This window comes from Jatrophihabitans sp., from assembly GCF_051960575.1.
Taxonomy (GTDB): domain Bacteria; phylum Actinomycetota; class Actinomycetes; order Mycobacteriales; family Jatrophihabitantaceae; genus JBQCEE01.
This window is the reverse complement of sequence record NZ_JBQCEE010000409.1, coordinates 1-19,685: the sequence shown is the minus strand read 5'-3', so window position 1 is coordinate 19,685 and position 19,685 is coordinate 1. Positions and strand designations below refer to the sequence as shown.

Genomic DNA, 19,685 nt, shown 5'->3' with positions numbered 1-19,685 from the left:
GCCCCACCGACGGTGATGCCCGCCATCGGCGTCCGTGGTGGCGCAGACCTTCCCCGGCCGGACGGGCGTCCTCGCGTGGGGGTCGTCTACTACCGGGCACACGAACTCGCCGGCAACACCGCGTTCGTCGACGCCCTCACCGCAGCCCTCGACATGGCGGGCGCGCAACCCGTGCCCGCGTTCTGCGGCTCGCTGCGTGGTCTCGATTCCCTCGATGCGCCGTTGCTGCAGTTGTTGCGCGGCTGCGATGCGTTGGTCGTGACGGTGCTCGCCGCTGGCGGCACGGTGCCGGCCGAGGCGAGTGCTGGTGGCCACAAGGAGAACTGGTCGATCGGTGCCCTCGCCGATCTGGACATCCCGATCCTGCAGGGCATCTGCCTGACGACATCGCGAGGCGCGTGGGACGACGCGGACTCCATGTCACCGATGGACGCAGCGATGCAGGTGGCGATCCCGGAGTTCGACGGCCGCATCATCGGCGTGCCGTTCTCCTTCAAGGAGACCGGGGCTGACGGCCTCCAGCGCTACGTCGCAGATCCGGAGCGGACCGCCCGGCTCGCCGGACTCGCCCACGCCCATGCCCGCCTCCGGCACGTCCCCGCCTCGCGGCGACGCATCGGCATCGTCCTGTCGTCCTACCCGACCAAACACAGTCGCGTCGGCAACGCGGTCGGGCTGGACACACCAGCGTCGGCCGTGCGCCTGCTCGCCGCCCTCGCCGCCGCCGGTGTCGATCTCGGCGGGACCGTGCCGGACGACGGCACCGAGCTGATCCACCGTCTCATCGCCGCCGGCGGCCATGACGCCGAGTGGCTCACCGACGCCCAACTCGCGGCCGCACCGGCGCGGGTGGCCCTCGAGGACTACCGGCGCTGGTTCGACGACCTGCCGGACCCGTTGCGCCAGGACATGCTGCGGCACTGGGGCGACCCGCCCGGTTCGCTGTACGTCGACGGCTCCGACATCGTGCTCGCCGGGCTGATGCTGGGCGACGTGGCGCTGCTCATCCAGCCGCCACGCGGCTTCGGGGAGAACCCGATCGCGATCTACCACGACCCCGACCTGCCACCGAGCCATCACTACCTCGCCGCGTACCGGTGGCTCGCACACGGCTTCGGGGCCGATGCGATCGTCCATCTGGGCAAGCACGGCACGCTGGAGTGGCTGCCCGGCAAGGGCCTGGGCAATGCCGCGACGTGCGCGCCGGACGCCGTGCTGGCGAACCTTCCCCTGATCTATCCGTTCATCGTCAACGATCCCGGTGAGGGCACCCAGGCCAAGCGCCGCGCGCACGCCGTCGTCGTCGATCACCTCATCCCCCCGATGGCACGGGCCGACACCTACGGCGATCTGGCCCGCCTCGAACAACTGCTCGACGAGTACGCCACCGTCGCCGCGCTCGACCCGGACAAGATCGCGACGGTGCGCGCGCAGATCTGGGAGCTCGTGGTCGCCGCCCAGTTGCATAACGATCTGCACGCGGACGAGATGCCGGACGCCGACGGCTTCGACAATTTCGTCCTGCATCTGGACGGATACCTCTGCGAGATCAAGGACGTGCAGATCCGCGACGGGCTGCACATCCTCGGCGACGCACCGACCGGCGACGCCAGGGTCAACACCGTCCTCGCCATTCTGCGGGCGCAGCAGATCTTCGGCGGGGTGCAGGTGGTGCCAGGCCTACGCACGGCGTTGGCGGCTTCGTTCGGGTTGGACGAGGCCGCGCTGCTCGCCGCCGCCGGGTCCGCTGCACCCTCGTGTCCGCGGTTGACCGCGCTCGTCGCGGGACCAGCGGCAAGCGGAGCGGACGTCGTAGACCTGCTCGAGTCGCTCGCCCGCCGCCTGGTGGAGGCGTTGGAAACGCGCGCCTGGGACGCGTCGTCGGTTCCTGCGGTGACCGCCGAGGTGCTCGGCCGCCACGACGCCGGCGTCACCGCGGTGCTGCGCTTCGCCGCCGAGGAGGTCGTGCCCCGGCTGGCTGCCACCACCGACGAGATCGACCGCACGCTGGGCGCGCTGGCCGGACGGTTCGTACCGCCCGGCCCGTCCGGGTCACCCACCCGCGGCCTGGTCTCGGTGCTGCCGACAGGACGGAACTTCTACTCGGTCGACCCGAAGGCGATCCCGTCGCGCAACGCCCACGCCGTCGGCGTCGCGCTCGCCGACTCCTTGATCGCCCGGCACCTCGCCGACACCGGCGAGTACCCGGCCTCGGTCGGGCTGACGGTATGGGGCACCTCGGCGATGCGCACCCAGGGTGACGACATCGGTGAGGTGCTCGCCCTGCTCGGCTGCCGCCCGGTGTGGGACGACGCGTCGCGGCGCGTCACCGGCTTCGAGGTGATCCCGCTCGCCGAGCTCGGCAGGCCGCGCATCGACGTCACCGTCCGCATCTCGGGGTTCTTCCGGGACGCCTTCAGCCACGTCATCCAGCTGATCGACGACGCCGTCGCCGCGGTGGCCGCGCTGGACGAGCCGGCGGAGCAGAACTTCCTGCGCCGGCACGTCGAGGCCGACATCGCGAGTCACGGCGACCGTCGGCGCGCAACGCTGCGGATCTTCGGCTCGAAGCCCGGCGCCTACGGCGCGGGGCTGCTGCCGCTGATCGACGCCCGCAACTGGCACAGCGACGCCGACCTCGCCGAGGTGTACGCCGTCTGGGGCGGCTACGCCTACGGCCGGGGAGTCGCCGGTGCGCCCGCCCGCGAGGACATGGAGCGGTCGTTCGCCCGCATCGCCGTCGCCGCCAAGAACGCCGACACCCGTGAGCACGACATCGTCGATTCCGACGACTACTTCCAGTACCACGGCGGGATGGTGGCGATGGTCCGCCACCTGACCGGCCGCGCGCCCGCCGCGTACGTGGGCGACTCGGCCGTCCCCTCGGCGGTCCGCACCCGCACCCTGGCCGAGGAGACGCAGCGCGTCTTCCGGTCGCGGGTCGTCAACCCGAAGTGGATCTCGGCGATGCAGCGCCATGGCTACAAGGGCGCATTCGAGCTGGCGGCGACGGTCGACTACCTGTTCGGCTACGACGCGACCGCCGGCGTTGTCCAGGACTGGATGTACGAGCAGCTCGCCGCCGCCTACGTCTTCGACGAGGGCGTCCGCGACTTCCTGCGGCAGGCAAATCCGTGGGCGCTGCGCGGCATCACCGAGCGGCTGCTCGAGGCGGCCGACCGCGGGCTGTGGGCCGAGCCGGACGCGAAGACCCTCGACGGGCTGCGCCAGGCCTACCTCGACGGCGAGGACGAGTTGGAGCAGCGACGATGACCTTTCCGTTCAGCGCCGTCCTGGGCGCCGAGCAGATGCAGCTGGCGCTCGTGCTCACCGCCGTGTCACCGGACATCGGCGGCGTGCTGGTGCGCGGCGAGAAGGGCACGGCGAAGTCGACCGCGGTGCGAGCACTGGCCGCGCTGCTGCCCCCGATCGAGGTGGTCGACGGTTGCCGTTTCGGTTGCAACCCGGCTGCTCCGGACACCGAGTGCCCGGACGGCCCGCACCCCCACGGCGCGCCAGCGTCAATGCGCCGACCGCGGCTGGTCGAGCTGCCCGTCGGCGCCTCCGAGGACCGCGTGGTCGGTTCCCTGGACCTGGAGCGGGCACTGGCCGAGGGCGCGCGCGCCTTCGAGCCAGGTCTGCTCGCCGGCGCGCACCGCGGCGTGCTCTACGTCGACGAGGTGAACCTCCTTCCCGATCACCTGGTGGACGTCCTGCTCGACGCCGCCGCCATGGGGCGCAACCACGTCGAGCGGGACGCCGTGTCGGTACGTCACGCCGCCCGGTTCGTGCTGATCGGCTCGATGAACCCCGAGGAGGGCGACCTCCGGCCGCAACTGCTCGACCGATTCGGGTTGGCAGTCGATGTCGCCGCCAGCCGCGATCCGAAGGTGCGCGTCGAGGTCGTGCGGCGCCGCCTCGCCGCAGACGCCGACCCGGCCGCGTTCGCGGCCCGCTGGGCCGACGACGAACGCCGACTGGCCGGGCGCATCAGCGCGGCACGGGCCCGCGTCGACTCGGTCGCGTTGCCGGACGCGGCGCTGCGGCAGATCGCCGAGATCTGCGCCGCCTTCGACGTCGACGGCATGCGCGCCGACATCGTCACGGCCCGCACGGCCGTCGCCCACGCGGCATGGCACGATCGCGACGAGGTCACCACCGACGACGTGCGGGCGGCCGCGCTGCTGGCACTGCCGCACCGGCGCCGACGCACCCCGTTCGACGAGCCCGGCGCCGACCAGCAGCGCCTGGACGACATCCTGCAGGACACGGATCCCGATGACGGACCGGACGACGCCGATCCGCACGACCCGGACGGTGGCGGCCCGGACGACCCCGGCGACGGCCCGGACCGCGGTCCCGGGAGCGCGCCCGACGACGCGGCGGGTGGGAGCTCGACCGACCGCAGCGCGCCACCCCGACCCCCGACCGCGCAACCGGACCAATCGCCGCCGAACGGGGTTCCGCACGAGCAGACAGCGCCCGTCGGCACCGCCTCGCCGACTCGAACGCTGACCGGCAAGGGCCGCGGCCCGGCCGCCCGCGGCCGCCGGGCCGCCGCGCGCACCGGCACCGGACGAACCGTCGGCGTCCTGCCGAGCGGCAGTGACGCCGGGCCGCTGCACCTCACCGCCACGGTCTGGGCCGCGGCCGCCCAGCAGCACCGCCGGGGCCGCACGACCGGCCCGCTGCAGCTCGCCCCAAGCGACTTGCGCCGCGCCGATCGCCGCGGCCGTGAGGGCAATCTCGTCCTCTTCGTCGTCGACGCGAGCGGCTCAATGGCCGCCCGCGCCCGGATGAGCCAGGTGAAGGCGGCGGTGCTCGGGCTGCTCACCGACGCCTACCAGCGGCGCGACCGCGTCGGGCTGATCACCTTCCGGGCGGCCGGCGCCGAACTCGCGCTGCCTCCCACCAGGTCGGTCGAGTTCGCCGCGCGCCGCCTGGCCGCGATCGCCACCGGCGGACGCACGCCGCTGGCCGCCGGCCTGCTCCGGGCCGCCACCGTCATCGCGGCCGAACAGCTGCGCGACCCACTTCGCCGGCCGTTGGTGCTGCTGCTCACCGACGGCCGCGCCGACACCACCGCCGCGACCGCCGCCGCCGCGCCGCTGCGCGCGCACGACGTCGTGGTCGTCGACTGCGAGAGCGGCCCCGTGCGGCTCGGCCTCGCGCGCCGCCTCGCGATCGATCTCGGCGCCGGCTACCTGACCCTCCCGGAACTCACCGAGCGGAGCGCTGCCTGATGCCCCAGGGAAAGCCCGACACCGTGCCCGACGACGGCCTTACCACTCGGCAGCGGCGCAACCGGCCCCTCGTCGTGGTGCACACGGGCGCCATGAAGGGCAAGTCGACAGCCGCGTTCGGCCTGGCACTGCGTGCCTGGACCGCGGGCTTGCCGGTGGGTGTGTTCCAGTTCGTGAAGTCGGCGAAGTGGCGCGTCGGTGAAGAAGCAGCGTTCCGCGCGCTCGGCGACACCCACCGCACGACCGGGCAGGGCGCGCCCGTGGCATGGCACAAGATGGGTGAGGGCTGGTCGTGGATCCAGCGTGCCGGCGACGAGGCCGACCATGCCGCCGACGCCCTCGAGGGATGGCGGCAGATCCAGCGTGATCTTGCCGCCGAGACCTACGGGATGCTCGTCCTCGACGAGATCATCTACCCGATCAACTGGGGTTGGATCGACCTGCAGGACGTCGTCGACACCCTGCAGGCCCGTCCCGGGTTCCAGCACGTCGTGCTGACCGGCCGGAACGCCCCTGCGCCGCTGATCGATGCCGCGGACCTCGTCGTGGAGATGACGAAGATCAAGCACCCGATGGACCAGGGCCAGAAGGGCCAGCGGGGCATCGAGTGGTGACCCTTCCCCGTCTGGTGATCGCGGCCCCGGCCAGCGGCCACGGCAAGACCATGATCGCGACCGGGCTGCTCGCCGCGCTGCGTCGCGCCGGGTTGCAAGTCAGTGGCCACAAGGTGGGCCCGGACTACATCGATCCGGGCTACCACGCGCTGGCCAGTGGCCGCCCGGGCCGCAACCTCGACCCGTGGCTCGTCGGCGAGCACCGCGTCGTCCCGCTGCTGCTGCATGGCGCGATAACGCCCGCTCCCGCAGACATCGCCGTGATCGAAGGCGTGATGGGGCTGTACGACGGCGCGGTCGGCCGCGGCAGCTTCGCCTCGACCGCGCACGTGGCCGCGCTCGTCGAGGCGCCGGTCGTGGTGGTGCTGGACACGGCCGCCCAGGGACGGACCGCCGCCGCCCTCGTGCACGGCCTGCGGTCGTTCGACCCTGCCGTCCGCCTCGGCGGCGTCATCCTGAACCGCGTCGGCAGCCCGCGGCACGAGACGCTGCTACGCGCTGCCATGGCCGAGATCGGGGTGCCGGTGCTCGGCTCGGTCGCCCGCACGGACTCGGTCGAGACCCCCTCCCGCCACCTCGGGCTCATCCCCGCCGCCGAACGCGCGGCCGTGGCCGAACAGGCGGTGGCCGACCTGGCCGACCTCGTCACTGCCGGCGTCGACCTCGACGCCGTCCTCACGCTCGCGCGATCCGCTCCGGCTCTCGACGGCGAGCCGTGGGATGCCGCCGCTGAGGTCGCGCCGGTCGGCGAGGTGACCATCGCGGTTGCCGGCGGCGCCGCCTTCACCTTCGGCTACGCCGAGACCACCGAGCTGCTGACCGCGGCCGGGGCCCGCGTCGTCACGGTCGACCCGCTCACCGACAGCACCCTGCCGGCCGACACCCGCGGGCTCATCCTCGGTGGCGGGTTCCCCGAGGTACACGCAGAACGGTTGTCCGCCAACGCTGCGCTGCGCTCGGCCGTGGCGCTATTCGACGGACCGATCGCAGCGGAGTGCGCCGGGTTGCTCTACCTGTGCCGAAGCCTCGACGGCATCCCGATGAGCGGGGTGCTGCCCGCCGCGGCCACCATGACGCCGCGCCTCACGCTGGGCTACCGCGAAGCGGTCGCCGCCGCTGATTCGCCCGTCGCCGCTGCGGGGGACGTCGTCCGCGGGCACGACTTCCACCGCACAGCGACCGATCCGGGCGCGGGCGAGGCAGCGGCTTGGCGCTACGACGACGCAGACCACGGCTTCGCCGGCCGGCGGGTACACGCGGCCTACCTGCACACGCACTGGGCCGGCCGTCCGGCCGCGGCCGAACGCTTCGTGGCGGCCTGCCATGGGTGAAGTGCTCACCGGCGTCGGCGTCGGACCGGGCGATCCGGAGCTGCTCACCCTGCGCGGACTGGCCGTCCTGCGCGAAGCGGACCTCGTGCTCGTCCCCGCCCGCGACGACGCGGACAGCGACGGCCCCGGCCACGCCGAACGTGTCGTGCAGACGCACCTTCCCCACGCGCGGCTGCAGCGTCTTGCATTCGCGCTCACCGACCGCGGCGGGCTCACCGCACGCCGCACCGCCGCCTGGGAACAGGCCGGGGAAGCCGTCGTCGCCGCCTTCGACGCCGGTGCACGCCGGATCGCCTTTGCCACCGTCGGCGACCCGAACGTCTATTCCACCTTCGGCTATCTGGCCGTCGCGGTGCGGGCTCGGCGACCCGACGTCGCCGTTGCCACCGTCCCTGGCATCACTGCCATGCAAGCCCTCGCGGCCGCGTCCGGCACCGTGCTGTGCGAGGGACGCGAGCCGCTGGTGCTGCTGCCACTGCGTGACGACGCGGCCGTCCTCGACGCCGTCCTCACCGCACGGCCCGACGCCTCCGTGGCCGTCTACAAGGCCGGCCGGTCGTGGCCGGCCGTTCGCGAGGTGTTGGCGCGCCACAGCCGACTCGTTACCGCCGTCGTCGGCGCCCACCTCGGCCGCGACGGCGAGTCCGTCACCGCTGCGTCCGGCGCAGCTGCCGATCAACCGTATTTCTCGACGGTCCTCGCGCCACCGATCCGCACCATCCGTGGAGGGAAGCTCGCATGAGCAGCGTCATCTTCGTCGGCGCCGGTCCCCGCGCCGCCCACCTCAACACGCGGCGCGGCGCAGCCGCGATCGCCCGCGCCGACATCGTGGTCTGGGCCGCGAGCCTCGTGCATCCGGATGTGCTGCAGCACGCGCGGCCCGACGCCGAAGTGGTCGACTCGTCGCAGCTGCCGATGGAAGGAGTCCTTCCACTGTACGAACGAGCGGCGCGCGAGGGTCTCGTGGTCGCGCGCATCCACTCGGGCGACCCGGCCCTGTGGGGCGCGGTCGGCGAGCAGGTCACCGAGTGCCGCCGACTCGGCATCGACGTCGAGATCATCCCCGGCGTGTCGGCCTTCACGGCGCTCGCCGCCGCCGAGCAACTCGAGCTGACCGTCCCCGAGGTGAACCAGTCGGTGATCCTCACCCGGCTCGAGGGCGGCAAGACGCCCATGCCCGACGGGGAGTCCGTCCGCGCCTTCGCCGGCCACGGCAGCACCATGGCGATCTTCCTGTCGGCCGCGCGCTCGAAGCAGCTGCAGGACGAACTGCTGGTCGGTGGCTACCCGCCCGACACCCCGGTGGTCGTCGGCTACCAGATCACCTGGCCGGACGAGCTGATCGTGCGCTGCACCGTCGGCACGCTCGAGGAGACGACGAAGGCCCACCGGCTGTGGAAACACACGCTGTTCCTTGTCGGACGTGGCCTGGCTGCGCACGGCGACGCCCACACCACACGGTCGCACCTCTACCACCCGGGGCACTTCCACGGCTTCCGCCGGGCCGATCGCGCCGCCCGGCGCGAGCTCAAGGGCAGCGGATGAGCGAGCCGCCCGGGCTGCGTGAACCGGATCTGCCGCGGACGGCGAAGGTGCGGCCGACCGCGTTGCGCACCGGCTGGACCACCGGCACCTGTTCGGCCGCAGCGTCCAAGGCCGCCGCGGCCGCGCTGCTGACCGGCCGTGTGCAGACGCAGGTGGAGATCGGTCTCCCTTCCGGCCGTCGCGTCACCTTCGCCGTCGATCGCTGCGACATCTCCGCCGCGAGCGCCGAGGCCGTCGTGGTCAAGGACGCCGGCGACGACCCCGACGTCACGCACGGCGCCCGGCTGACCGCCACCGTCTCGTGGCGCGACCGGCCCGGTCTCGACCTGCGCGGAGGACCGGGCGTCGGCACCGTCACCAAGCCAGGACTGGGGTTGGCGGTCGGCGGCCCCGCCATCAACGACACACCGCAACGGATGATCGCCGACGCCGTCAGTGAGATCGTCGACCTTGCGGACCACGGGGTCACCGTCGTCATCAGCGTGCCGGACGGCGAGCGGATGGCCCGCAAGACCACCAACGCCCGGCTCGGGATCATCGGCGGCATCAGCATCCTCGGCACGACCGGGATCGTGCGGCCGTTCTCGACCGCGTCCTGGCGGGCCAGCGTCATGCAGGCCGTGTCGGTGCTGGCCGCGCAGGGCGAGACGACCATGGTGCTCTGCACGGGCGGCCGCACCGAGCGCGCCGCGCGACGGCTGCTGCCCGAGCTGCCCGAGGTGTGCTTCATCGAGGTCGGCGACTTCACCGGCGCCGCGCTGCGCGTCGCCGTCGAGCACGGCGTCGATGGTGTCGTGTTCGTCGGCATGGCCGGCAAGCTCACCAAGCTCGCGGCCGGCGTGCTGATGACCCACTACACCCGGTCGAGGATCGACACCGGCCTGCTCGCCGACATCACCGCAGCGGCCGGGCTGCCGAGCGCGGTCGTCGACGAGGTCAGCGCTGCCAACAGCGCCCGGCACGCCTATGAGATCTGGGAACGAGACGGCGTCCTCGTCACAGCCGGCACGGACCTGTGCCGTCGTGTCGCGGATGTGATCTCCCGCTTCACCGACCAGCGCCTGCAGGTCGACGTCGCGATGGTCGACTTCGCCGGCGAGGCGCTCGTCGCATCGTCCGGTCGGTGGGCGGCATGACCGTGACCGTCATCGGCACCGACGGGTCGGCGCTGGACGCCGTGGCCCGCGCCGCCGTCACCGAGGCCGACCTGCTCGTCGGATCGGCCCGTGCCCTCGCGTCGGTCACCAGTGGCGCGCCGCGCGTCGTGCTCGGGCCGCTGCAGCCGGCGCTCGGACGGTTGGCGACCGCGTCCGCACCGGTGGTGCTCGCCAGCGGTGATCCGGGCTTCTTCGGCGTGCTCCGTCCGCTGCGCGCCGCCGGCCTCGACTGCCTCGTCCTGCCCGCGGCGTCATCGGTCGCGCAGGCGTTCGCCCGCGCCGGCTCCCCGTGGGACGACGCCGTCGTCGTGTCCGCGCACGGCCGGGCGCTCGGCCCTGCGATCAACGCCTGCCGGGCGTTCGGCAACGTCGCGGTGCTCACCGCCCCGGGTGCGGGGCCGGTCGAGATCGCCCGGGCCCTCGACGGATGGGACCGTGAGCTGGTCGTCGCCGAGCGGCTCGGCCACCCCGGCGAGCGGACGACCCGGCTCCCCGCGGCCGACATCGCGATGCTGGAGCCGACGCGGTTCACCGATCCCAACGTCGTCCTGTGCCTCGACCCGGGCCGCCCCTCGACGATGCGGGCGGACAACCAGCCCGCCGCCGCGCCGGAGGCCGGATGGGCGCTGCCCGAGGACGCGTACCTGCACCGCGATTCGATGATCACCAAGGCCGAGGTGCGGGCCCTTGTTGTGGCCAGGCTGCGGCCGCGTCTCGGCCGACTGGTGCTGGACGTCGGCGCCGGCTGCGGATCGGTCGGCATCGAGTGCAACCGGTTGGGCGCCGCGGTCGTGGCCCTCGAGCGCGACCCCGTCGCGTGCGAGACGATCCGCCGAAACGTTGCCCGACACGGCGCCTCTGTGCGTGTCGTGGCCGGAGAGGCACCGGCCGCGCTGGCACCACTGCCCGCTGCCGACGCCGCGTTCGTCGGCGGCGGCGGCATCCCCGCCGTCACCGCGGTCGCCGCATCGCGGACCCCCACCGTCGTCGCGGCCTTCGCCGCGCTCGACCGGATGATCGACGCGCACAAGGTGCTCACGACGGCCGGCTACCGCGTCGAAGGTGTCCAGTTGGCTGCCGCCCGGCTGGCGGACCTGCCGGGCGGCTCGCTCCGCCTGACCGCAGCAAACCCGGTCACCGTCCTGACCGCGGAGCTGTCGTGACACGCGACGTCGGGGTCGTCGCCGCGACCGCGGCCGGGAACGCACTGGCCCGCCGCATGACCGCCGCACTGCCGGGCGCACGGACGATCACGGCCGACACCGCCGCCGAGGCACTGCGCCGCGGCTTCGACGAGTGCGACGCGCTCGTCGCCGTGCTCGCCGCCGGCGCGGTGGTGCGCATCCTCGCGCCCCAGATCGCGGCCGGCGCGAAGGACCGCGACCCGGCGGTGCTCGCGGTCGACGAGGCCGGGCGCTTCGTCGTCCCGCTGCTCGGTGGCCACGCCGCCGGCGCGAACGCCCTCGCCATGGAGATCGCGGACGCCCTGGCCGCCGAGGCGGTCATCACGACCGCGACCGACGCGACCGGCGTGCCCGGGCTGGACGACCTCGGCATGCCGGTGGAGGGCGATCTCGCAGCCGTCACGCGCCGTCTGCTCGACGGCGAGCCGGTGACGGTCGCCTCCGAGCAGCGCTGGCCGCTGCCCGCACTCGGCCCCGCCGTGCACGAGCGCATCGGGGTACTGGCCGGCGCCGACATCGCCGTCACCGACCGCGCGGACGTGGCGGTGCCCCTCGTCCTACGGCCGCCGTCGCTGGTGGCAGGAATCGGCGCGAGCCGCGGCGTGACCGCGGACGAGGCGGAGGCGCTCCTGCGCTCGGCACTGGCCGATGCAGGTCTCGCCGTCGGTTCGGTCGCGGCCATCGCCACCGCCAGCATCAAGGCCGACGAAGCCGGGCTGCACGACCTCGCCGACCGTCTCGGCGTCCCGCTCGTCACCCACGCCGCGGCCGACCTCGCCGCCGTCCCGGTACCGAACCCGAGCGAGGTCGTGCGGCGGGTCGTGGGCTCACCCAGCGTGGCCGAGGCCGCCGCCGTCCTGGGCACCGGCCACGGCGCCGGCGAGCTGGTGGTACCCAAGCGGGCGAGCGCCATGGCCACCGTCGCCGTCGCACGGCACGCCCCGCGAGGTCGATTGGCGATCGTGGGGCTGGGCCCCGGCTCGCCGGATCTGCTCACACCGGCCGCGCGCCGCGAGCTGCGCCGGGCGTCGGTCGTCGTCGGCCTCGATCAGTACGTCGATCAGATCCGGCACCTGTTGCGACCGGGCACCCGCACCGACGAGACGGGTCTGGGCCAGGAGGAGGAACGCGCACATCGCGCCGTCCGGCTCGCCGAGGCCGGTCACGCGGTGGCGCTGATCGGCTCGGGTGATGCGGGCGTGTACGCCATGGCGTCACCTGCGTTGGACACCGCCGACGCGACAATCGAGGTCGTCGGCGTGCCAGGCGTGACCGCCGGACTCGCGGCGGCCGCACTGCTCGGCGCTCCGCTGGGACACGACCACTGCTACCTGAGCCTGTCGGACCTGCACACCCCGTGGCCGGCGATCGAGCGGCGCGTGCAGGCCGTCGCCGAGGCGGACCTTGTGCTGCTCTGCTACAACCCGCGCAGCCGCCGACGCGAGTGGCAGCTTCCGCGTGCGCTCGAGATCCTCGCCGAGCACCGGCCGCCGACGACACCGATCGGTGTGGTCCGCAACGCGACGCGGCCCGACCAGCACGTCCTGCTCACGACGCTGGGCGAATTCGACCCGGAGGTCGTCGACATGTACTCGCTCGTCATCGTCGGCTCGCGCGCCACCCGCATCGTCGGCGGCCGCATGGTCACCCCGCGGGGCTACCGATGGGCGCCGTGACCGGGTCGCGCGTCGCCGAAGTGGGCGCCTGTCAGGGCTGCGGAGCGTGCCTGCTCACCTGCCCCGAGCGGGCCGTGCGGCCCGCGGCTGACGGCGACCGACGGCTCACCGTCACCGACCGCTGCACCGGCTGCGGCGAGTGCGTCGAGGTGTGCCCGGTCGACGCAATCGATCTCGTCGCGCGGGTCCGCTCATGACAGACGCCGTCGTCGTCACCGCAGGCAGATGGACCCGCGCCGAGCGGTCACGCCTCGCCGGTGTCGTCGCCGCGATCGTCGCGCTGCACATCGCCGGCTGGACCCTGTACTTCTGGCATGCCCATGACCTCAGCAGTGCGGGCGGCTTCGCCGGCGTCGGGGTCCTGGCCTATGTCCTCGGCATGCGGCACGCCTTCGACGCCGACCACATCGCCGCGATCGACGACACGACCCGCTTGATGGTGCTGCGTGGGAAACGGCCGGTCGGCGTCGGGTTCTTCTTCGCCCTCGGCCACAGCGCGGTCGTCCTCGTCCTCGCGTTGATCACGGCGCTCGCCTCGGCGCGGTTGAGCACCACCGGCCTGCAACGGGTCCGCACCGTCGGAGGCGATGTCTCGGTCGTGGTCGCCATCGTCTTCCTGCTGCTGGTGGCGTTGTTGAACGTCGCCGTGCTCCGCGGACTGGTCGGCCTCTGGCGTGAGTACAAGGTCGGTCGTCTGGCTCCCGACGACGTCGACCTGCTGCTCGTGAACCGCGGTCTCGTCAACCGGCTGCTCGGAGGCCGCACCCGAGGGCTCGTCCGCTCGTCATGGCACATGGCGCCGATCGGCTTCCTGTTCGGGCTCGGCCTGGAGACCGCCAGCGAGGTCACCCTGCTGGCCCTGTCGGCCTCGACCGCCAGCGGCGGTCGGCTGCCGGTGCTGGCGGTGCTGTCATTGCCGCTGCTGTTCGCGGCGGGCATGTCGATGTTCGACACCGCCGACAGCTTGATCATGTCGAGGGTGTACTCCTGGGCCTCCGGCCAGCCGGGGCGGCGGCTCTACTACAACGTCGCCACCACTGGCATCACCGTCGTCGTCGGGCTCTTCGTCGCATCGGTCTACCTCGCCGGCGCGCTCGTCGACCACCTGCACGTCGGCTGGCTGCACTGGTACGGCGGCCTCGCCGACCACTTCGAACTGCTCGGCTACCTCATCGTCGCGCTGTTCGTCGCCGCCTGGAGCAGCGCCGTGCTGCTCTGGCGCTTCCGCTACGGGCGCGAGGAGGGCACATGAGGTCCGTGCATCCGATCGAGACGGAGTCCTACCGGATCCTCCGGTCCCGGGTCGACCTGTCGACGCTGCCGCCACTGACCAGGGCGGTGACGGAGCGGGTGGTGCACGCGAGCGCCGATCTCGACTACGTCACCGACCTGGTGTGCGACGAGGCCGCGCTCGTCGCCGGCCACGACGCGCTCCGCAACGGTCGACAGGTCGTCACCGATGTCGAGATGGTCTCGGCCGGGATCACCCGGCGCGATCTGCTCGGCGACGTGGTCTGCCGCGTCCAGGATCCGCGCTCCGCGCAGCTGGCGGCGCAGTACGGCATCACCCGGTCGGCGGCCGCTGTGCGCGTCGCGCTGGACGAGGTGGGCGCCGGAGCGGTGTGGGTGGTCGGCTGCGCACCGACCGCGCTGTTCGAACTGCTCATCCTGGACGCCCGCCCTGCGCTGGTCGTCGGCCTGCCGGTCGGGTTCGTCGGCGCGGCCGAATCGAAGGCGGCGCTGCGCGCGGCCGACATCCCGAGCCTCAGCAATGTCAGTGAGAAGGGCGGCTCGGCTGTGGCCGCCGCCGCCCTCAACGCCCTGCTCTACCAGGAGGACAAATCATGACGGACGCCCGCGCCCTGCTCGTCGTCGGACACGGCACCAGAAGCGCTGCCGGGGTCGCCGAGTTCACGGCCTTCATCGAGCGGCTGCGCCGCCGCCCCGACGCGCCGTACCCCGCCGCGGCCGGCGGCTTCATCGAACTGTCCGACCCTCCCGTCGGCGACGCCGTCGGGAGATTGGTCGAAGCCGGCCACCCTGCGATGTCGGCGGTGCCACTGGTCCTCGCAGCAGCCGGGCACGGCAAGGGCGACATCCCCGCCGCGCTGCTGCGCGAGCAGCTCCGGCACCCGGGCATGACCTACCGCTACGGCCGTCCGCTCGGGCCGCACCCGTTGCTGCAGCGGATCCTGACCCAGCGCATCGACGCCGCGTCCCCCACGCGGGAAGGGACGCACGTCCTGCTGGTCGGTCGCGGCTCCACCGACCCGGACGCGAACGCCGAGATCGCCAAGGTGGCGCGGCTGCTCTGGGAGGGCCGCGGCTGGGCCGACGTGCAGCCGGCCTACATCAGCCTGGCCGAGCCCAGCGTCCCCGCCGGCCTCGAGCGACTGCGCCGACTCGGCGCCGAGCGCATCGTCGTCGCCCCGTACTTCCTGTTCAGCGGCGTGCTCCCCGACCGGATCGTGGCGCAGACCCACGAGTACGCCGCCGCGCACCCTTCGCTGGCCATCGACGTCGCCGGCGTCATCGGCGACTGCGAGGAGCTCGCGACGCTGGTGCTCGAGCGGTACGCCGAGGCGATTGCCGGAGACATCCGGATGAACTGCGATACCTGCATGTACCGCACGGCGCTGCCCGGCTTCGACCACCGTGTCGGTCAGCCGCAGACGCCGCACTATCACCCGGCGGACGACCACGGGCACTCACACCACCACGGCCACGCGCACCACCACGAGCACGAGCCGGCGCCGGCGGAGCGGCGATGACGGCCGCCGTCGACCTGGATCGCCGTCGCGAGGTGGCGCCTCGCCATCTGCTCGACCTCGCCGGCGACGACTGCCACGAACCGCCGCCGCCCTGGCTGAGCGCCGCGGTGGTCTCGGCCTGTGCCCGCCTCGACGCCGCGCCTGACCCAGGCACGGCCACCGCTGCCGTGGCCGCGCGGCACGGCCGACAGCCGACCGAGGTCCTCCTGACCGCCGGCGCCGCCGAGGCGTTCACCGTGGTTGCACACAGCCTGCCGCGCGGTTGTGCTGCGGTCGTCCATCCCCGAACCGATGAGTCGGAGCTGGCGCTGCGGACAGCCGGCTGGGAGGTGCAGCGGATCGTCGTGCGCCCGGGCGCTGCACTGCGCGCCGACGACATCCCCGACCATTGCACCCTGGTGGTCGTCGGCAATCCCGGCGGACCGACCGGCAGGCTGCACCGTCAGGAGGAGCTGGCCGCGTTGCGTCGCCCGGGACGGTTGCTGCTCGTCGACGAGACGCTGCTCGACGCCGTTCCCGGCGAGCCCGAGTCGCTCATTGATGCCGCCGACGTCGGCGGCCTGCTGGCTGTCCGGTCGCCGACCACGATCTGGGGCCTCGCGGGACTGCCCATCGCCTACCTGATCGGCGATCCGGCCGCGATCGCCCGCTGCGCGCATGTCCAACCAGGTCGATCCGTGTCGTCCCCGGCGATCGCCGCAGCCACGGCCTGCTCCACCCCGCGCGCACAGCAAGAAGCCGCCGTCCGCGCCGAGCAGCTTGCCGCCTCACGCAGTCGCCTGCTCGCCGGGCTGCTCAATCGTGGCTTCGTGGCCCTCGACGGCGTCGCGCCGTTCGTGCTCGCCCGTCATCCCGATCGCCCGCACCTGCAGAACGAGCTGCTGCGTCATGGCATCGCAGTAGCGCCCGCCGGCACGTTCGCGGAGCTGCCCGAAGCCGGGTGGGTGCGCGTCGTGGTCCGCGACGAGACAGCGTCCGACCGGCTGTTCGCCGTGCTCGACGGCATGGCCAGTGGCGTGCAGTCTTCGCTGGAACGAGTCGGCCGGGTGATCCTCGTCGGCGGCGGGCCGGGCGCGACGGGAAGCATCACGCTGGACGGGCTACTCGCGCTGCAACGAGCCGACGTCATCGTGGCCGACCGTCTCGCCCCGCTCGAACTGATCGAGCACGTCGGCAGGCGCGTCGAGGTGATCGACGCTGCCAAGAACCCCCGTGGACGCGCGATGCCGCAGGAGGTCATCAACGAACACCTCATCGGACACGCGCGCGCCGGACGGACGGTCGTCCGACTCAAGGGCGGTGATCCGTTCGTCTTCGGGCGCGGCGGCGAAGAGATCGAAGCCTGTGCCGCGGCCGGGGTGCCCGTCCAGGTGCTGCCCGGTGTGTCCAGCGCCATCGCCGGGCCGGCTGCGATGCGCATCCCGGTCACCCATCGCGGCATGACGCACGGCTTCACTGTCGTGTCAGGGCATCTCCCGCCAGGCCATCCACAGAGCCTCGTCGACTGGACCGCGCTGGCCTGCTCCGGCATGACCCTCGTCATCCTCATGGGCGTGGCCACCCTCCCCGCGATCGCGAGCGAGCTGCTTGCCGCCGGCCTGCCCGCAACCACGCCGGCCGCCGTGGTCAGCGACGCCGGGACCTCCGCGCAACGCGAGTTGCGCAGCAGCCTCGGCAGGGTTGCGGACGACGCCGCCGCGGCCGCGACGGCCCCGCCCGCGATCGCCGTCATCGGCGCCGTCGCCGGACTCGACCTGGACCACCCGTGAACTACCAGCGTCCTGTTCCGTTGATCGGCGATCCGAGCTCCGCAGCCGAGCGTGCCGCGGATCCGACGGGCTGGGCCTTCGACCCGACGACCATCGACGCGCTGCGCCGGGTGATCGCCGCACGCCGCGACGTGCGCCGCTACCGGCCCGACCCGGTACCGGAGGCACTGCTGCGCGACGTCCTTGACGCCGGACATCACGCACCGTCGGTGGGGCACTCACAGCCGTGGCGGTTCATCGTCGTCGCCGAGCAGGCGACCCGGGACCGCGCCGCCCTGCTCGCCGACCGGGAACGGCTTCGGCAGGCCGACCTGTTGACGCCCGATCGGCGGGCCCGGCTCCTCGACCTACAACTCGAGGGCATCCGCGAGGCCCCCATCGGCATCGTCGTCGCGTGCGACCGAACGGCCCCCGCCGGCGGTGTCCTCGGCCGCGCCACCTTCCCCGACACGGACCTCTGGAGTTGCGCGTGCGCGATCCAGAACATCTGGCTCGCTGCACGAGCCGCCGGCCTCGGTCTCGGCTGGGTGACGCTCTTCCGACCGGACGACCTCGCCGATCTGCTCGGACTGCCCGACGGTGTCTCGACCCTCGGCTGGCTCTGTCTCGGCTGGCCGGACGAGCGGCCACCCACACCGGGGCTCGAGCGCCACGGCTGGTCACGCCGCCTTCCCCTCGACACAGTGGTGCTGCGGGAACGCTGGCGGACCGACGATGCGCCGCCGCCGCCGCCATCGCATCTGGCCGGCCCGCCACCGCACGCTGTCGTGCACGCCCGCGACAGCGGCGACGACCTCCTGTCTTCGCCCGGCTCGCTCGGCGTGCTCGACCGCGCCGTCGACCGGGCGCTGGCTGTGGCCCCGGATTGCGCCGACCTGCCAGCCGAGCTGATCATCGTCGCCGCCGACCACCCGGTCACTCGGCATGGCGTCAGCGCCTACCCCTCAACGGTGACAGACGACGTGTACCGCGCAACGCTCGCCGGCGACGCGGTCGGCGCGACGACGGCCCGTGAAGCCAACCTCGCCGTCCGGGCATACCGGGCGCGCGCTGACACGCCAGGTGACCTCGTCAGCACCGACGGACTCAGCAATGCGGATGTCGAGCGGCTACTCGGCGAGGGAATCGTCCTCGGCCGCGCCGGCACAGGGCTCGTGTGCCTCGGCGAAGTCGGCATCGGCAACACGACCGTTGCGGCGGCACTGGCCGCCAAACTGCTCGACCTGCCACCCGACCAGGTCGTGGGTCTGGGCGCCGGCGCCGACGCCGCCGTACTCGGCCGCAAACTCGAGGTCGTCGGCGCGGCACTCGCCCGCACCAGGCCGCTCAACCGTCGCGATCCGCACGTGCTGCTCGCGGCGCTCGGTGGCCCCGACATCGCCGTGCTCGCCGGCGTATGCCTGGGCGCCACCGCCGCAGGACGGCCAGTGGTGTTGGACGGACTCGTCACCTCCGTCGCCGGTTTACTCGCCGTACGTGCCGAGCCAGCCGTCCAGGCGTACCTCATCGCGGGTCAATGCAGCCGCGAGTCCGCGCATGCCGCCGTGCTCTTGGAGCTTGGTCTCGAACCGCTGCTCGATCTGCGGCTTCGCGCGGGAGAAGGCGTTGGAGCCGTCCTCGCCGCGCAACTTCTACGCACTGCCCTTCGCCTCCGAGCAAGCGCAGGACGCATACAATGAGTCGTACTTGGAAGTGCCCGAGCGGCGACCATGCCTTCCTGTCTCACTCGACACCAACGTCGGATGCCTCATCTGGCGCAATCGAAGGAGTGAGCCCCGGACACCACCTGGGGCACGCCGACACAGTCCCTGACGCAGCCAACGCCGCGAAGACCAAGCCTCAGCCGCCAGCACGTCAACGTCCGAAGGCCTGACTGCCACGACGACTTCTGGCGCCCACCAGGTCAAGGTTCTCAACGACTTATCACGCCTGGGCCTGCTTCGCCAGTTCACAAATCGAACGGCCTGCGCACCTATGCCTCGACCTTGGAAAGTCCATATGCACGACCATGCCGATGACGTAGCGGTTCTCGTCGGCCGTGGGCGCGCCTGCTCACGGCGTTGACCGCCGCCGCGGGCGCGCGCACTCCGAATTCTCGCTGATGCTCCGGCCAGCCGAAGCTGGCGGCGATCGCGAGACACGTGGGGTGGAACCGCCGACGAATTCCCGACGAAGTGTGATTGCGACCACAATACTTCTAGGGATGCGGCGAGGGCGATCCGTACGCAGCCGCCCCCTCCGTTCAGACAGAGGAGATCCAAGATGCGAGACGTGTCGAAGGAACGATTCACCCACAACTGGTTCTACCGCTTCGCGTACATGATGCTGGGCCCAGCCCAGGTTGGGCACCCGAGTACGCCCGCTCCGCCGTTACGACGTCCCCGCGACCGTTATG

Annotated in this window: 14 protein-coding genes and 1 pseudogene; all 15 read left to right on the top strand. The window is 72.8% G+C overall.

All coding sequences use genetic code 11. The annotated features are described in order from the left end of the window. Window positions 1-3,273 (top strand): cobaltochelatase subunit CobN (cobN, locus tag ACTHMS_RS22925; protein ID WP_440308969.1); only part of this gene is annotated, 3,273 nt, incomplete at its 5' end. Continuing rightward, window positions 3,270-5,243: a VWA domain-containing protein gene (locus ACTHMS_RS22920; RefSeq protein WP_440308968.1), complete on the top strand. Its 1,974-nt coding sequence runs from the start codon at window positions 3,270-3,272 to the stop codon at window positions 5,241-5,243. The genes cobN and ACTHMS_RS22920, both read left to right, overlap by 4 nt. After that, window positions 5,243-5,857 carry a cob(I)yrinic acid a,c-diamide adenosyltransferase gene (gene cobO, locus ACTHMS_RS22915; RefSeq protein WP_440308967.1) on the top strand — a complete coding sequence of 205 codons (615 nt, stop codon included), beginning with the start codon at window positions 5,243-5,245 and terminating at the stop codon, window positions 5,855-5,857. The genes ACTHMS_RS22920 and cobO overlap by 1 nt, the downstream gene beginning before the upstream one ends. 50 nt (window positions 5,858-5,907) lie before the next feature. Then, a complete protein-coding gene (locus tag ACTHMS_RS22910) occupies window positions 5,908-7,188 on the top strand; it encodes a cobyrinate a,c-diamide synthase (RefSeq protein WP_440308972.1) in 1,281 nt (426 codons plus the stop codon). Then, a complete protein-coding gene (cobI, locus tag ACTHMS_RS22905) occupies window positions 7,181-7,930 on the top strand; it encodes a precorrin-2 C(20)-methyltransferase (protein ID WP_440308966.1) in 750 nt (249 codons plus the stop codon). The genes ACTHMS_RS22910 and cobI overlap by 8 nt, the downstream gene beginning before the upstream one ends. After that, on the top strand, window positions 7,927-8,733 hold the full coding sequence (cobM, locus tag ACTHMS_RS22900) for a precorrin-4 C(11)-methyltransferase (RefSeq protein WP_440308965.1): 807 nt from the start codon (window positions 7,927-7,929) through the stop codon (window positions 8,731-8,733). The genes cobI and cobM overlap by 4 nt, the downstream gene beginning before the upstream one ends. Then, a complete protein-coding gene (locus tag ACTHMS_RS22895; protein WP_440308964.1) occupies window positions 8,730-9,869 on the top strand; it encodes a cobalt-precorrin-5B (C(1))-methyltransferase in 1,140 nt (379 codons plus the stop codon). The genes cobM and ACTHMS_RS22895 overlap by 4 nt, the downstream gene beginning before the upstream one ends. Continuing rightward, window positions 9,845-11,053, top strand: a complete 1,209-nt coding sequence (gene cbiE / locus ACTHMS_RS22890) for a precorrin-6y C5,15-methyltransferase (decarboxylating) subunit CbiE (RefSeq protein ID WP_440308971.1) — start codon at window positions 9,845-9,847, stop codon at window positions 11,051-11,053. Before ACTHMS_RS22895 ends, cbiE begins: the two co-directional genes overlap by 25 nt. A gap of 56 nt (window positions 11,054-11,109) precedes the next feature. After that, window positions 11,110-12,750, top strand: coding sequence for a precorrin-3B C(17)-methyltransferase (gene cobJ / locus ACTHMS_RS22885; RefSeq protein WP_440308970.1), 1,641 nt, complete (start codon window positions 11,110-11,112; stop codon window positions 12,748-12,750). Then, a complete protein-coding gene (locus ACTHMS_RS22880; protein WP_440308963.1) occupies window positions 12,738-12,947 on the top strand; it encodes a 4Fe-4S binding protein in 210 nt (69 codons plus the stop codon). The genes cobJ and ACTHMS_RS22880 overlap by 13 nt, the downstream gene beginning before the upstream one ends. After that, the gene (locus ACTHMS_RS22875; RefSeq protein ID WP_440308962.1) at window positions 12,944-14,002 is read left to right on the top strand and encodes a HoxN/HupN/NixA family nickel/cobalt transporter; all 1,059 of its coding nucleotides are present in this window, start codon (window positions 12,944-12,946) and stop codon (window positions 14,000-14,002) included. The genes ACTHMS_RS22880 and ACTHMS_RS22875 overlap by 4 nt, the downstream gene beginning before the upstream one ends. Further along, window positions 13,999-14,598 carry a precorrin-8X methylmutase gene (locus tag ACTHMS_RS22870; RefSeq protein WP_440308961.1) on the top strand — a complete coding sequence of 200 codons (600 nt, stop codon included), beginning with the start codon at window positions 13,999-14,001 and terminating at the stop codon, window positions 14,596-14,598. The genes ACTHMS_RS22875 and ACTHMS_RS22870 overlap by 4 nt, the downstream gene beginning before the upstream one ends. Further along, window positions 14,595-15,515: pseudogene (locus ACTHMS_RS22865) on the top strand (sirohydrochlorin chelatase); the annotation flags it as partial. The gene ACTHMS_RS22870 and the pseudogene ACTHMS_RS22865, both read left to right, overlap by 4 nt. A 2-nt stretch (window positions 15,516-15,517) precedes the next feature. After that, window positions 15,518-17,290 carry a uroporphyrinogen-III C-methyltransferase gene (gene cobA, locus ACTHMS_RS22860; protein WP_440308960.1) on the top strand — a complete coding sequence of 591 codons (1,773 nt, stop codon included), beginning with the start codon at window positions 15,518-15,520 and terminating at the stop codon, window positions 17,288-17,290. Further along, window positions 17,287-18,969, top strand: a complete 1,683-nt coding sequence (gene bluB, locus ACTHMS_RS22855; protein ID WP_440308959.1) for a 5,6-dimethylbenzimidazole synthase — start codon at window positions 17,287-17,289, stop codon at window positions 18,967-18,969. The genes cobA and bluB overlap by 4 nt, the downstream gene beginning before the upstream one ends. The last annotated feature ends 716 nt before the right edge of the window (window positions 18,970-19,685 follow it).

Excerpts from the sequence above, each read along its gene's own strand:
- ACTHMS_RS22920 (WP_440308968.1), top strand. The coding sequence starts at position 3,270 with ATGACCTTTCCGTTCAGCGCCGTCCTGGGCGCCGAGCAGATGCAGCTG.
- cobO (WP_440308967.1), top strand. The coding sequence starts at position 5,243 with ATGCCCCAGGGAAAGCCCGACACCGTGCCCGACGACGGCCTTACCACT.
- ACTHMS_RS22910 (WP_440308972.1), top strand. The coding sequence starts at position 5,908 with ATGATCGCGACCGGGCTGCTCGCCGCGCTGCGTCGCGCCGGGTTGCAA.
- cobI (WP_440308966.1), top strand. The coding sequence starts at position 7,181 with ATGGGTGAAGTGCTCACCGGCGTCGGCGTCGGACCGGGCGATCCGGAG.
- cobM (WP_440308965.1), top strand. The coding sequence starts at position 7,927 with ATGAGCAGCGTCATCTTCGTCGGCGCCGGTCCCCGCGCCGCCCACCTC.
- ACTHMS_RS22895 (WP_440308964.1), top strand. The coding sequence starts at position 8,730 with ATGAGCGAGCCGCCCGGGCTGCGTGAACCGGATCTGCCGCGGACGGCG.
- cobJ (WP_440308970.1), top strand. The coding sequence starts at position 11,110 with ATGACCGCCGCACTGCCGGGCGCACGGACGATCACGGCCGACACCGCC.
- ACTHMS_RS22880 (WP_440308963.1), top strand. The coding sequence starts at position 12,738 with ATGGGCGCCGTGACCGGGTCGCGCGTCGCCGAAGTGGGCGCCTGTCAG.
- ACTHMS_RS22875 (WP_440308962.1), top strand. The coding sequence starts at position 12,944 with ATGACAGACGCCGTCGTCGTCACCGCAGGCAGATGGACCCGCGCCGAG.
- ACTHMS_RS22870 (WP_440308961.1), top strand. The coding sequence starts at position 13,999 with ATGAGGTCCGTGCATCCGATCGAGACGGAGTCCTACCGGATCCTCCGG.
- cobA (WP_440308960.1), top strand. The coding sequence starts at position 15,518 with ATGACGGCCGCCGTCGACCTGGATCGCCGTCGCGAGGTGGCGCCTCGC.